Raw genomic sequence first — 14,624 nt, 5'->3', positions numbered from 1 at the left:
ATTAGTTATACTTATTCTTTGTAGGGACGCCACGCTTGGCGTCCGAATGAAAACACTTTGTCAATAATCTGAAACGGTAGGTTTCCCTACCGTTTTTTTATCTTTGGGTATTCTTGATTTGCTCTTTTTTTGCCCATTTTAATGTTTGTTTAATTTCACGTTTGCTTTGCCAAATGAGTAACCCTACCGAAAAAAATGTAATGCCATAGGCGAGCCAAACATAGAAACCATATCCACCCATTGCGAAAAAATCGCTAATTGAACTAAATTGAAATGTCATTTTACTCTCCTACTTCATTTGGTTTGCTAATTCATTTACCCAAGGGCGTTTACGTTCATCTTGCAATAATGCACTACGATAACGTAAGATACTTAGCCAAATCATAAAAATCATTGTGCCAAAAATTGCTAATAATAGTGGTATGAGCATTTCGACTGCCATTGATGGTTTATCAAATTTAGTAATGGTTGCTCCTTGATGTAGCGTGTTCCACCACTCTACTGAGAAGTGAATAATCGGTAAATTGATTACGCCAACAATAGAGAGTATCCCTGCTGCTTTTGCACCGACATTACGGTCTTGGAATGCACTATACAGTGCCATTACGCCAAGATATAAAAAGAACAGCACTAATGCCGATGTTAAGCGAGCGTCCCATACCCACCAAGTTCCCCACATCGGTTTACCCCAGATGGCTCCTGTTACTAGTGAGATAAAGGCTAATACTGCACCAATTGGTGCCATTGAAATCATTGCAAGACTGGCTTGACGTATTTGCCAAACTAAAGCAACAAGAGCAGCAATTGCCATTGAGCCATATACTCCCATAGACCAAATTGCTGCAGGGACGTGAATAAAGATAATACGATAGCTGTCGCCTTGTTGATAATCTTTCGGGGCGAAAGCTAATCCCCAAATAAATGCACTTGCTAATAAGATAAAGCTTAAAAAACCTAAAATTGGTTGAACTTTACCAAGTATGCGATATTGTGTTTCTGATTTCGCATAAGGGTGTAACCATTTCCACATAAAGACTCCAATAAAATGTAAAAAATTGTGTAAAACTAACCGCTTGTTACTGCAAGCTAATGCGTAATGCTCCCGCTATTGCATAGGGAGAGAGTGTTAAGGCTAGTACTAACATTGCTCCCATAATTGCTAATTGTCCTGAATAACCTAAATTTAGTGTAGAGGCTTCTAGCACTGAAGCAGCAAAGATCAAGACTGGCAAAAAAAGCGGTAAAATGAGCAAACTTAGTAATGTACCGCCTTTGCGTAACCCTACGGTTAAAGCGACACCAATTGCTCCTAAACAGCTTAAGATAGGTGTACCCAGTAACAAGGTAAGAACTAACGCCCACCAAACTTCTATTTCCAATGACAGTAAAATTGCCGTAATGGGCGAGAGTAGAATGAGTGGCAAACCTGTTAATAACCAATGAGCCATCACTTTTGCGAGAGCAACTTGAGCTAAGCCTGTTGGTAAAAGGAGTAATTGTTCTAATGAACCATCTAAATAATCATCTCGAAATAGCCGTTCAAAAGAGAGCAAGGCTGATAATACTGCCGCTACCCACGCAACACCCGATGCAATTTTACCGAGTAATTCGGGATTTGGCCCCATTAAGAGTGGAAACATTGTGATAATAATCAAGAAAAACCACAATGGGTTTAAAATTTCCGCAGGTTTACGAAAAGCAATTGTCAGTTCTCGTTGAATAATAGTCAGAATGGTCATTGTTTATACCTTAAATTGATCAAGGGATAAGATTTTTACTTTATCGCTTTGGGCTGTTTGATGGCTAGTAAATATAGTGATACCGCCTTGTTCACAGTGTTGCTCAATATGTGTAATTAGCTCACTTACCCCTTTTTTATCAATAGCGGTAAATGGTTCATCTAAAATCCATAAGGTTGCTTGAGTAAGCCATAATTTAGCTAGTGCAACACGCCGTTGTTGTCCTGCAGAAAGGTGCGAACAAGGTAAATCTTCTTTGCCAATGAGTGAAACTTTTTGTAGTGCATTCCACAAGGCATCATCGCTGAGTGGTAAATGTTGAATTTTCTGATAAAAACGTAAATTTTCCCAAGCGGTCAGTTCTGGCTTAATTCCTGCAAAATGCCCTAAGTAAAAAAGGTTTGAATAATATTCATCTCTTTGTCGCTGAATAGGTGTACCATTCCAACTTACGTCCCCTTCAGCTGCAACTGAGAGCCCTGCTAAAATACGCAATAAACTGGTTTTACCAATACCATTATGTCCTTCAATTTGCCACCATTCACCACTTTTAATCGTCAGTTGGCAATGTTCAAATAAGCGTGTTTCGCCACGTTCACAGGCTATATTGTTCAGTATGAGTTGATTTTTATGGTTCATTGTTTAAGCCCATTAAAGCTCTAAAATACTTTTAATAAAAGGGATCGTTAGTTTACGCTGTGCTTGCAACGACGCTTTATCTAAAATCTCAAGTTTATTGAGTAATACTTGCAAATCTCGATCTATTCGTTTTAATAAGTAGCTGGCGACTTCATCAGGTAATTCTAGCCCCTTACGGTGTGCACTACGCTGTAAAATAGTTTGTTTTTGTTCATCCGTTAAATCATCAAGTCGATATACTTCCCCCCAATTTAGACGAGAGCGTAAATCAGGTAATTTGATTGCCAAATGGCTTGGTGGCTGGTCTGCACTGATGAGTAAAAGTGTTTTTTTACCTTGACTAAATAGCCCCTGTTGTTCACGAATTTGATTAAATAAATCAAAAATTGCTAATTCCCACTCTTCATTACCTGCAATTACTTGAAGATCATCTAAACAAATCACATCGAGCTGATCGGCATTATCTAATACACTAGGCGAGAAATAGTGTGATTTTTCAAGGGGAATATAACTAGATGACAGGTTATTCAATAAATAATGATTACTCACTGCCTTTAACAGATGGCTTTTACCACTACTACGCCCACCCCAAATATAGAAAAATGGCTGTTGTACATCTATAAAATTTTGATGTAGTGAATCTAACAGCAGTAAGCTATTTTCTGAGTAGAAATTTTCGAGTGTTTCATCATCAATCTGATGAATAGGTAGTGGTAATTGCAATGTATAAATTCAGTTAGAAAAAGAGCGTAAAGCATAGCGGAAAAAGCCAAAATTGAGAAGTATTAACTTTAGTATTAGATAAGATTAGTATCATAATCTACGGCAATAATGATTATAAATATAATTGTTATTGCCGTAAAAAGAGTAGGTTATTTCTTCGATGCTTTAGTTTTATTTTTCTGCTGTTGATCAGCTTCAACCTGTTCTACACATAAGTGTAAAATCTGCTCTGCTCCTTTTTTGATATATTCATCATCACGCACAGAACCTTTTTGCAAATCTAACATTGCATCGTGAATACCTTGTGTAATACTTTTCGGTTCAACAAAAGACCAACATTTAGGGCTTAAACGGTTTGAATTTGCTTGCAGTTCAGACGCATATAGCACCCCACTATAATAAGCATAAACATTGTGATCTAACATTCTATTCAATAAACTCGCTCGAATTTGCTCAATAGGTAAAGTTACCTTTTTGTTATACCAATCATCTACACCGTGCATAAAAGAGTCAATATCATAGCTCTGGTTTACACGATCTAAATAGGTTTGAGCGGTTGCACCATAAGCAATTGCATAGGATTTTTGATCAACTTCCGATTCTGAAAGACGTTTCCAACCACTTGTTTTGCTTGAACCACACGCAGCTAACACGAAAATAGTCGAAATCACGAAAAAAGACTTTAATAAAGATTTCATATATACTCCTTAATCATTTTATAAAGGCTAGAACCATTCTACCGAATAACAGATGGGATTACTATATGAAACAGTATTTAGATTTATGCCAACGTATTGTTGAACAAGGAAAATGGGTTGAGAATGAGCGTACGGGTAAGCGTTGTTTAACCGTTATCAATGCTGATCTGACCTATGATGTAGCCAATGGAGAATTTCCACTTGTAACTACTCGCAGAAGTTTTTGGAAAGCTGCTATTGCTGAATTATTAGGCTACATACGGGGGTATGATAACGCTGCTGATTTCCGTCAGTTAGGAACAAAATCGTGGGACGCAAACGCCAATGAAAATAGTGCTTGGTTAGCAAATCCTTATCGAAAAGGTAAAGATGATATGGGCTTAGTTTATGGTGCGGTTGGGCGTAATTTTCCAAAAGCCGATGGAACAGGCTCTGTTGATTTACTTCGTCAAATTGTTGATGACCTAAAGCGTGGTATTGATAATCGTGGTGAAATTTATACATTCTATCACCCTGGTGCTTTCCATATGGGGTGTTTAAGACCTTGTTTACACAGCCACCATTTTTCTTTACTTGATGGTGTACTTTACCTAAATAGCACTCAACGTTCCGCTGATGTACCTTTAGGGTTAAACTGGAATATGATCCAATGCTACACATTCCTTGCATTGATGGCTCAGATTACAGGGCATCAAGCAGGTCAAGCCTTTCATAAAATTGTGAATGCGCATATCTACGAAGATCAACTTGATTTAATGAAGAATGTACAATTAACTCGTACACCTTTTGCGTCACCTAAATTAAAAATCAACCCTGATATTAAGACTCTTGAAGATTTAGAAACGTGGGTAACGCTAAATGATTTCGAAGTAGAAGGTTATGAATACCACCCAAGTATTCAATATCCATTTTCGGTTTAGTTATTATTGAGCATAGAACAACGCCCCTATACTTCCGAACGAAGTGTAGGGGCGTTAAATTATATATTAGCTAATTACGCTTGACCTTTAACTTCTTTTAAACCGTTAAATGGTGCTGGTGTACCTGCTGCAGCTAATGCTTCTTCGATACGAATTAATTGGTTGTATTTCGCAACACGGTCTGAACGGCTCATAGAACCAGTTTTGATTTGACCTGCTGCTGTACCAACTGCTAAATCTGCAATTGTTGCATCTTCAGTTTCACCAGAACGGTGAGAAATAACTGCTGTATAACCTGCATCTTTAGCCATTTTGATTGCTGCTAAAGTTTCAGTTAATGAACCGATTTGGTTGAATTTGATTAAGATTGAGTTTGCAATACCGTTTTCGATACCGCGACTTAAAATCTTAGTATTTGTTACAAATAAATCGTCACCCACTAATTGAACTTTGTCGCCTAAAACTTTAGTTTGGTATGCGAAACCTTCCCAGTCTGATTCATCTTGACCATCTTCGATAGATACGATTGGGTACTCTTTACATAAACCTTCTAAGTAGTGAGTAAATTCTTGAGAAGTGAATGTTTTACCTTCACCTTTCATATCGTACACATTACGCTCTTTGTCGTAGAATTCAGAAGATGCACAGTCCATCGCTAAAGTTACATCTTTGCCTAATACATAACCTGCTTTTTCTACCGCTTCTTTGATACACGCTAATGCGTCAGCGTTTGATGCTAAGTTTGGAGCGAAACCGCCTTCATCACCTACTGCTGTATTTAAGCCTTTCGCTTTTAATACTTTAGCAAGGTTGTGGAATACTTCAGCACCAATACGAAGTGCTTCTTTTAATGTTTTCGCACCAACTGGTTGAATCATAAATTCTTGGATATCAACGTTGTTATCTGCGTGCTCACCGCCGTTGATGATGTTCATCATTGGTAATGGCATAGAGTAAACGCCTGGAGTACCGTTTAATTCTGCGATATGAGCATAAAGTGGTAAACCTTTTGATGCAGCTGCTGCTTTTGCGTTTGCTAATGAAACCGCTAAGATTGCGTTTGCACCAAATTTAGATTTGTTTTCTGTACCGTCTAAGTCAATCATAATTTGGTCAATTTCAGCTTGGTTAGAAGCATCTTTACCTACGATTGCTTGTGCAATTTCGTTATTTACTGCTGAAACAGCTTTTAACACACCTTTACCTAAGAAACGTGCTTTGTCGCCATCACGCAATTCTAACGCTTCACGAGAACCTGTTGATGCACCAGATGGCGCAGCAGCAAGACCTACGAAACCACCTTCAAGATGAACTTCAGCTTCAACAGTTGGATTACCACGAGAGTCGATGATTTCACGACCGATTACTTTAACGATTTTTGCCATTGTTAATATCCTCAATGTAAGAGTTAATAGTTAATATGAAAAACTTGTATATAGTAATGGGATTTTACTATTTTGTCTTGCAAAAAAGTGACATACTTCACAAAAAGTAAAAGTAATTTGATCCGAATAGGTAATTTTAGGCAAAATAGCGATATTCCATTTTATAAAAAAGAGAATCAGCGTTTTAGAGAAAACAAGAATATGAATCAACAACTATTATTACAATGTGTAAATATCAATAAGTTCTATCAAGAAGGCGATAATGCAACCCAAGTGCTAAAAAATGTTTCATTTTCAATGAACAGTGGTGAGCTAGTTGCTATTGTTGGTAGTTCAGGCTCAGGAAAAAGTACGTTGCTCCACACACTTGGCGGCTTAGATCAGCCAAGTGAAGGGGAAGTATTTATTAAAGGGCTATCATTGCAACAACTTAGTAGCAATGCATTAGCAAAATTACGCAATCAGCATTTAGGTTTCGTTTACCAGTTTCATCATTTAATGGCTGATTTTACTGCTTTAGAAAATGTAATGATGCCGATGTTAATCGGTCAGCAAAATAAAAATGAAGCAAAAGATCGTGCAGAAAAAATGCTACAAGCGGTAGGATTATCTCATCGAATTACGCATCGCCCATCTGCATTATCAGGCGGTGAACGCCAACGTGTTGCTATCGCTCGTGCGTTAGTTAATAACCCATCGCTAGTCCTTGCTGATGAGCCGACAGGCAATTTAGATCAGAAAACCACTGAAAGTATTTTTGAGTTAATTAAACAGCTCAATCAAGAACAACAGATCGCTTTCTTATTAGTTACCCACGACCTAAGCCTAGCAAATAAACTTAACCGCCGTTTGATTATGCAAGATGGTGTATTGCGAGAGGCGGAATAATGAGTACTCCATTTTTTATTAGCTGGCGTTATCAACGTGGCAAACAAAAAAACCGCTTAGTATCACTAATTTCCTTATTCTCAAGTATTGGCATTGCTCTCGGCGTTGCAGTTTTAATCATCGGGTTAAGTGCGATGAATGGTTTTGAGAGAGAACTTAATCAACGGGTTCTTTCTGTTGTACCACACGCTGAACTTAAAACCATAACTAGAGATGGGGCTAACTTATTAAACAATGGTTTTGCTTTAGAAAAAATTGTAAAAGATAACCCGAATGTTACCGCTACATCACCTTTTGTGAGTTTTACGGGCTTAATTGAAAATGGCTCACAGCTAAAAATTGCACAAGTGCGTGGTGTTGATCCAGTTAAACAAGATCAGGTAAGTGCATTAGGGCAATTTATCCCAAAAGAACAGTGGCAACAATTTCATCAACAAGGTGGGTTAGTTATCGGTGCGGGTATCGCTCGAGATCTTGGTGTTGAAGTCGGTGATGAAGTAACCTTACTTTTACCTCAGCCAACGGAAGATGGAAAGTTATCCCAACCACTCCGCTTTAGCCTTGATGTAAGTGGTATTTTACGTTTAGACGGACAATTAGATCACAGTTATGCTTTACTCCCATTAAGCAAAGCCCAAGAGTTACTCGAACTCGAAACAGATCAATTCTCTGGTATTGAGATGGCAGTAAAACAGCCTTTTGCGGTAAGAGATTTAGTTTTTCCTGAGCTTGCCAGCTATCCACAGCCACTTTACCTACATACTTGGATAGACAAATTTGGTTATATGTATAACGATATTCAGCTGATCCGTACTGTAATGTATATTGCAATGGTGCTAGTGATCGGCGTGGCTTGTTTTAACATCATTTCTACGTTGGTAATGGCAGTGAAAGATAAGCAGGGAGATATTGCTATTCAACGCACACTAGGGGCAAATAACCGCTTTATTCAGCATATTTTTCTTTGGTATGGCTTAATTTCAGGAATGAAAGGGGCATTATTTGGCGTTATCTTAGGTGTTATTGTTGCGTTAAATCTGACCGCTATCATCAAGGGAATTGAAAGTCTTCTCGGCTCAAAATTGCTCTCTGACGGTATCTATTTTATTGATTTCCTACCGAGTGAAATTCACTGGCTAGATATTGTTTGGGTTCTGTTAGCTACAATTATTTTAAGCTTGCTTGCAAGTTTATACCCTGCTATTCGAGCTTCTAAATTAGAACCAGCCAAGGTATTAAGCGGACATTAGAAACAAAAAAACAAGCGGTAGGATTTGTAAAATTTTTCGTAAATCCTACCGCTTGTTTATTGCTAAGTTAATTTATCCTTTCCGTTTCTGACAAATCGTATCAAGTAATACCTGTATCTTTTCATCTGCAAAAATAGTTTGAGTGGTTTGAGAGAGTTTTCTACGCCAGTTTGGATATTCTGTGCTTGTACCAGGTATATTAACAGGCTCTAACATATTCAACCAATCTTCAGGTTGTGTACCAAACAGCACACTATTCGTATCAGCCACATAGCTTTGTAGCTGATGATTGAAAACTTCGGTTATTCCTGCACTATCAGGCTCTAATTCTTGAACTGCTTCAACAGCTCTACGAATGGCTTCTTTATTGGAATGGCGAGCATTGCGTAAGATATTCAATACTTTCTCATTTGGGTAAACGCCATATTTCTGTCCAAGTTCAAAATCGTAACCCTTCCAGTAGCCTTGTACTGTTGGTAAATCGTGGGTACTGAGTGTTGTCATTGCTTGATATGGATAGTTTGCTAATGGCTTACTACCTTGATGATCATATTCAAAGTAGAAAATGTTGTATGCCAAAATACCTTTATTCTCAAGGGTTTCCAACATTCCTTTCGGCACTGTGCCTAAGGCTTCAGCAATGATTAAACATTGATGTCGTTGGCTTTCAAGGGCTAAGATAGAGAGAAGATCTTCTAAAGGATATTTCACATAAGCTCCATTTTTAGCACTATCGCCTTTTGACACCCACCATAAACGAGCAAAGCCAAGAATATGGTCGATCCGCAATGCTCCACAATCTTTCATATTGGCTCGTAATAGATCAATAAATGGTTGATAGCCACGCTCTTGTAGCACTTCAGGGTGCATCGGCGATAATCCCCAGTTTTGCCCCTGTGGCGCCATAATATCAGGCGGAGCCCCGACAGATGCACCAAGAACATAAAGATCGTTATCAGCCCAAGTTTCTGCTCCGTTATCTGCCACACCAACGGCAAGATCTCGATAAAAACCGATTGGCATTCCTAATTGTTTAGCAAGTTGGTTACAGGCTTGTAACTGCTGTTGAGCGATAAATTGTAACCACATATAGAAACGCACAAGATCAGCGTGTTCCGTTTGGAATTGTTGTACGGAAGCGGTGCGATAGTCTTGATATTTTACGTCCCAACTATTCCAGCCCCATTGTTCACTAAATTGTGATGAGAGCCATTGGTGTAACGCATCGAATGTTCCTTGTACTTTTAATGGCTCGCCATTTTCGGCAATAAATTGTTCAAATTGGGATTGATCTTGTTGGCAAAAATAGCGATAGGCTAAGCGTAATCCTTCTAATTTCAGCCAAGTTACTTGTGAATAATCCACATATTCTTTTTGGCGAGCTTCATTTAATTGGCGTTGGATCTCTGCGGAGTGAAACCACGCTTGTGCTTCTTCACTTTTCTGAAAAGCATCAATCGCTCCAACGTTAATATAAAGAATATTCTGCCATAAACGAGAAGATGGGCTATAAGGGCTTGCTCCTTCAGGATTTGCAGGGAACAGTGAATGAATTGGGTTTAAACCAACAAAATGTCCACCTTTTTCCGCTAATCTCGTGAGAAATTCAGCTAAGTCGCCGAAATCACCAATACCCCAGTTCTGTTCAGAACGTAGCGTGTAGAGCTGCAAAATAGCTCCCCAGAGTTTCTTATTCTCGGCTAGTTCTGTTGGCTGAAATGCTCGTTCAGGGGTAATAATAATACGGCAATTTGCCTTGATACCGTTAAGACTGAGTTGGTGATAGCCAAGGGGTAGGTTATTCGGTAAATGAATGGTATTGCGTTTGCATTTTCCCGCTAAAATCTCACCGCTTTCTAAGGTTAATTGCCACGTTTGATGGATTTTTTGAGTTTTATCCGCCACAAATAGGGCAATAGAAATGGGCTCGCCTTGTTTGAATACTTTCACAAAGGGTAATATTTTCCGGCTTTTGGGTTTACCGAGTAATTTAGCCACTTTGCTATATACGCTTGGCTCTGCGTAGCAACGGCGACCGTGTTCATCAATAAAATAACGGTTTAAAAATGGGTGAGATTGTTTCATTTTATTACTCCAAGTCTTTTTTACTTCTATTTTTTCATTCGGACACACGCAGTGTATCCCTACAAGTAGAAGAAAATTAGTTATTTTTCAATTGGTTACAATTCTCTTTGTAGGGACACACTGCGTGTGTCCTATTCATAACCAAAGAATATTATTTTGCGAATCCTTAACCTTTCACACCGCCTGCAGTTAATCCACCAACTAGCCAACGTTGTGCAATAATAAATACTAACGTAATTGGGATAGCGGATAGAATTGCCGCAGCCGCAAAATCTCCCCATAGATAGTTTTGTGGGTGTAAATACTGCTGCATACCAACTGCAAGAGTATAGTTTTCTACATCACGCAAGAGTAAAGAGGCGACAGGTACTTCAATAATTGATGAAATAAAAGATAGAATAAATACCACCGCTAAAATTGGTACGGATAAAGGTAATAAAATTAGGCGGAAGGTTTGCCAAGGTGTCGCACCATCAAGAGCTGCTGCCTCTTCCAGTGATTTATCAATCGTTTCAAAATAGCCTTTGATTGTCCAAACGTGCATTGCAATACCACCGAGATAAGCAAAAATAACCCCACCGTGAGTATTTAGCCCTAAGAACGGCACATAATTGCCTAAGCGATCAAATAGTGCATATAACGCAACGAGAGAAAGTACAGCAGGGAACATTTGGAAAATCAGCATACTTTGTAACAGCATTGATTTCCCTGCAAAACGTAAGCGAGCAAAGGCATAAGCAGCAGTTGTTGAAAGAGCAAGGGTAATAATTGCCGTAATGCCAGCGACTTTTACGGAGTTCCATAGCCAAAGTAATACAGGAAATGGCGGTGGTGTTACTGTACCATCTGCATTGGTAACACTAAAACCTAATGCTAATTTCCAGTGTTCCAGAGAAATTTGGCTTGGGATTATTTCGCCAAGGGCTAAGTTACCTGGACGAAGCGAGATCCCTAAAATCATCAATAATGGGAACATAATCAATGCACAAAAAGCGATGAGAAAAAAGTGCGTTGCAAATAAGCGTGCTTTCATTGATTTAGGTTGAACAATAGCCATAGTATTTCCCTCCCTGTTAATCTTGCTGTAATTTAGTTAAGCGAATTTGGAATAATGCTAAACCGCTCACAAGTAAGAAGATGATCACCGCAATCGCAGCTGCTAAGCCAAAATCTTGAGTTCCACTACCTTCAAAGGCAATACGATAAGTATAGCTGACTAATAAATCAGTATGTCCTGCTGGCGTACTTGTGCCGATCATTGATGGACGACCTTGTGTAAGTAGTTGAATTAACACAAAATTATTAAAGTTAAAGGCGAAACTAGCAATCATCAACGGCATCAATGGTTTAATCAATAACGGCATTGTGATACGGGTAAAATTCTGCCATACCGTTGCACCGTCAATCGCAGAGGCTTCATAAAGATCATTTGGGATAGCTTTTAATAATCCCATACAGACGATCATCATATAAGGGTAACCTAACCAAGTATTGACGATCAAAATCATCACTTTAGCCAAGAACGGATCATTAAACCATTCAGGGCGAATGCCAAATAGATTATTTAAAATAAGGTTAATTTCCCCGAAACTTTGGTTGAATAAGCCTTTAAATACCAAAATGGAAATAAAGCCTGGTACTGCATAAGGCAAAATCAATAATAGACGATAAACTGCTTTACCTTTTAACAGCTCCCACTGTACTAAAGATGCGAAGATCATTCCTAACAGCGTAGTGAAAATGACCGTAAGAAAAGCGAAAGTAACAGTCCAAATAAAGATTTGAATAAATGGTTTTTGTACGCCTTCATCGGTTAAAATTTTAACAAAATTTTGCCAACCGATACCCACCGTATAACCTGGCTCTAAACGTTTTCCGCTAAAATTCCCTTGTTCATCAATTTGTTGAAAGAAACCAATATCATTATTCGGTTTATAGCGTTCGCCTGTTTCATTATTGGTTAAAATTTGACTGTCACTATCGAAGCTAAAGCGGTGGCTTTGTTGTGAAAATTGACGAAGTGAACTCATTGTCAGCATTTCATCGTTAGGCAAAATCGCATTGACTGTTTGTAATTGTTGGCGATTTTGCGTAATGGTTCTTAATGGTGCAACTTTGCTTTCAGGCAAAAGAGCCACTTCGTCTAATTTCACATCTCCTTTTAATTCGGTTAGTGCAAGCGGTGCGGAAAGATAATTTTTTTGCAATGCACTGTTTTCTAATAAGATTTGAAATTTATCGCTTTCTGCTTCAAGTAATTTGAAATTATAGCGTTCTCCTGAAAAATAGCGTTGAGCTTGTAGCTGGCTGACCACTCTTTCAAAATTAAGTTGGTTAGTCCCACTATAATTGGTGAATGCAATGACAACAGTGCAAACAAGTGGAAATACCACAAAAATACCTACCGCAGAAACACCAGGGAAAAGATAACGCCAGCGATATGCTCGTTCTGAGCTAAATACAAAAATACCTGATGCCACGACAACCAAGGTTAAAAGTGCAAAAAGGATTTCGCCTTGTAGATAAATGGTAAACACTAAATAAAAAGCAATCAGATACAGTAACGCAATGAAAATGCGTTTGCCCCAAAATTGAGTAGTGGAAGTGTGAGTGGAAGTTAGCATTTTATTTTCCTTGTTTTGACGGCGAGTAGGAAATTGCAAGAAATTGATAGAAAGTAACCGCTTGTAATTTTATTCCCCTCTTTAGTAAAGAGGGGTTAGGGGAGATTTGTAGAAAAATAAGATGGTTTTTCTTATCACTTACTTTCTTCGTTAATTACCTATATCAAATCTCCCCCTGCCTCTCTTTTCCAAAGAGGGGAGTTTTTTATTTACTCTTTCTCAATTTTTGCTTGAGCTTCATCAAGAGCAGCTTTAACAGATTGACGACCATTTACTGCACTGTCGATAGCGGCTTTTTCAGCGTACCAGAAACGGCTCATTTGCGGAACATTCGGCATAATTTCACCATTTTCAGCATTCGCCATTGTTGCAGCAATACGAGAATCTGAGGCTAATTTTGCTTGGAAACTCTTTAATGCTACTGCACCAAGTGGCGTATCTTTGTTTACAGTATCTAAGCCATTATCCGTTAAGAGATGATTCTCTAAGAACTCTTTAGCAAGATCTTGGTTCGGGCTTGAGGCATTAACTGCAGCACTTAAAACGCCTACAAATGGTTTACCCGCTTTGCCGTTTAAAGTTGGTAATACCGCAACACCATAATTGATTTTGCTTTTCTCAATGTTTGACCACGCCCAAGGGCCATTGATAGTCATTGCAGTTTCACCCTTATTAAATGAAGCCTCAGCCACAGAATAGTCTGTATCCGCATTGATTACTTTATTTTTAACAAGATCAACGACAAATTGTAAGCCTTTTTGAGCAGCATCATTATTTACACCAATGTCTTTCACATCATAGCCTTCAGGCGTTACTTTAAAGGCATAAGCACCTTGTGAAGAAATAATCGGCCAAGTGAAATATGGCTCTGCTAAGTTCCACATAATTGCATTTTTGCCTTTTGCTTTGAGTTCTTTATCTAATTTCTCAATTTCTTCCCACGTTTTCGGCGGAGTTGGTACTAAATCTTTATTGTAAATCAATGAGAGAGATTCAACCGCAATCGGATACGCAATCTGTTTACCATTATATTTGGTTGCATTCCAACCAATATCAGAAAGTTTTGCTTTAAAGTCTGCACTTGGGTGAACTTCAGCTAATAAACCTGATTGTGCATAACCGCCCATACGGTCGTGAGCGAAAATAATAATATCAGGGCCATCGCCAGTTGATGCTACCTGTGGGAATAATTCTTCTAATTTGCTTGGGTGTTCTACAACAACTTTTACTCCTGTTTCTTGTTCAAATTTTTTACCCACTTCGGCTAAGCCGTTATAACCTTTATCGGCGTTAATCCAAATGTTTAATTGACCTTCAACTAATTTCGCCTGCACGCCTTGTGCTAAACATAATCCTGCAAATACGGCTAATGCTGTTTTGGTTAAGTTTTTCATCGCTTTTTCCTCATTTTAGGTTAAATGAAATTTGACGGTTGCATAATGAAAGATTTGAGATTGGAGTTCATCATCCCCCTCTCTCAACCCCATCAGTTTATTTAGTGATCTATTTCACATTTTTATATCAAAATAAAAAAAGCGTGAAATATATCACAAAAATATTACTTAAAAATGTGAGCAACCTCACAGAATTTCGTATTTTGAACCCAAAAAGATTTTTTAAATTCAAGCAAAAAATTTTTGCTAAGTATGATTTCAACTGTGCAAAGAATGAGT

General features: G+C 38.3%; 14 protein-coding genes. 3 read left to right on the top strand and 11 right to left on the bottom strand.

Annotated elements, in window-relative coordinates:
* Positions 1-97: 97 nt before the first annotated feature.
* From ccmD to ACWIW0_RS04590, 6 genes are all read right to left on the bottom strand, one after another.
* Positions 98-280, bottom strand: a complete 183-nt coding sequence (ccmD, locus tag ACWIW0_RS04615; protein WP_454452392.1) for a heme exporter protein CcmD — start codon at positions 278-280, stop codon at positions 98-100.
* Between the two features lie 9 nt (positions 281-289).
* Complete coding sequence (locus tag ACWIW0_RS04610) at positions 290-1,030, bottom strand: heme ABC transporter permease (RefSeq protein WP_454446448.1); 741 nt, start codon at positions 1,028-1,030, stop codon at positions 290-292.
* A 46-nt stretch (positions 1,031-1,076) separates the two neighbouring features.
* Positions 1,077-1,739 (bottom strand): heme exporter protein CcmB, encoded by a 663-nt coding sequence (gene ccmB, locus ACWIW0_RS04605; RefSeq protein ID WP_454452391.1) that lies wholly within the window; start codon positions 1,737-1,739, stop codon positions 1,077-1,079.
* A gap of 3 nt (positions 1,740-1,742) precedes the next feature.
* Positions 1,743-2,378, bottom strand: a complete 636-nt coding sequence (ccmA, locus tag ACWIW0_RS04600; RefSeq protein ID WP_454446446.1) for a cytochrome c biogenesis heme-transporting ATPase CcmA — start codon at positions 2,376-2,378, stop codon at positions 1,743-1,745.
* 12 nt (positions 2,379-2,390) lie between these two features.
* Positions 2,391-3,101, bottom strand: a complete 711-nt coding sequence (gene hda / locus ACWIW0_RS04595) for a DnaA regulatory inactivator Hda (RefSeq protein WP_454452390.1) — start codon at positions 3,099-3,101, stop codon at positions 2,391-2,393.
* 149 nt (positions 3,102-3,250) lie between these two features.
* Positions 3,251-3,799, bottom strand: a complete 549-nt coding sequence (locus ACWIW0_RS04590; RefSeq protein ID WP_454452389.1) for a hypothetical protein — start codon at positions 3,797-3,799, stop codon at positions 3,251-3,253.
* A 65-nt stretch (positions 3,800-3,864) separates the two neighbouring features.
* On the opposite strand from ACWIW0_RS04590, the gene ACWIW0_RS04585 reads away from it, so the two are divergent.
* Positions 3,865-4,719 carry a thymidylate synthase gene (locus ACWIW0_RS04585; RefSeq protein ID WP_454452388.1) on the top strand — a complete coding sequence of 285 codons (855 nt, stop codon included), beginning with the start codon at positions 3,865-3,867 and terminating at the stop codon, positions 4,717-4,719.
* A gap of 74 nt (positions 4,720-4,793) precedes the next feature.
* Here ACWIW0_RS04585 and eno read toward each other — a convergent pair whose 3' ends face one another.
* A complete protein-coding gene (gene eno, locus ACWIW0_RS04580; protein WP_157395190.1) occupies positions 4,794-6,104 on the bottom strand; it encodes a phosphopyruvate hydratase in 1,311 nt (436 codons plus the stop codon).
* Between the two features lie 201 nt (positions 6,105-6,305).
* Here eno and lolD point away from each other — a divergent pair, with 201 nt between their 5' ends.
* Both lolD and lolE read left to right on the top strand, forming a co-directional pair.
* A complete protein-coding gene (gene lolD / locus ACWIW0_RS04575; RefSeq protein WP_454452387.1) occupies positions 6,306-6,992 on the top strand; it encodes a lipoprotein-releasing ABC transporter ATP-binding protein LolD in 687 nt (228 codons plus the stop codon).
* A complete protein-coding gene (lolE, locus tag ACWIW0_RS04570; RefSeq protein ID WP_454452386.1) occupies positions 6,992-8,242 on the top strand; it encodes a lipoprotein-releasing ABC transporter permease subunit LolE in 1,251 nt (416 codons plus the stop codon). Before lolD ends, lolE begins: the two co-directional genes overlap by 1 nt.
* A gap of 72 nt (positions 8,243-8,314) precedes the next feature.
* On the opposite strand, the gene malQ is transcribed toward lolE, so the two are convergent.
* From malQ to malE, 4 genes are all read right to left on the bottom strand, one after another.
* Positions 8,315-10,327, bottom strand: a complete 2,013-nt coding sequence (gene malQ / locus ACWIW0_RS04565) for a 4-alpha-glucanotransferase (protein WP_454452385.1) — start codon at positions 10,325-10,327, stop codon at positions 8,315-8,317.
* 166 nt (positions 10,328-10,493) lie between these two features.
* Positions 10,494-11,384: a maltose ABC transporter permease MalG gene (gene malG / locus ACWIW0_RS04560; RefSeq protein ID WP_454452384.1), complete on the bottom strand. Its 891-nt coding sequence runs from the start codon at positions 11,382-11,384 to the stop codon at positions 10,494-10,496.
* Between the two features lie 16 nt (positions 11,385-11,400).
* Positions 11,401-12,951 carry a maltose ABC transporter permease MalF gene (malF, locus tag ACWIW0_RS04555; RefSeq protein ID WP_454452383.1) on the bottom strand — a complete coding sequence of 517 codons (1,551 nt, stop codon included), beginning with the start codon at positions 12,949-12,951 and terminating at the stop codon, positions 11,401-11,403.
* Positions 12,952-13,160: 209 nt separating this feature from the next.
* The gene (malE, locus tag ACWIW0_RS04550; protein WP_454452382.1) at positions 13,161-14,345 is read right to left on the bottom strand and encodes a maltose/maltodextrin ABC transporter substrate-binding protein MalE; all 1,185 of its coding nucleotides are present in this window, start codon (positions 14,343-14,345) and stop codon (positions 13,161-13,163) included.
* Positions 14,346-14,624 lie beyond the last annotated feature (279 nt).

The organism is Ursidibacter sp. B-7004-1 (assembly GCF_053654055.1).
Note: the sequence above shows the minus strand (reverse complement) of the source record. Positions and strands in the feature narration are given on the sequence as shown.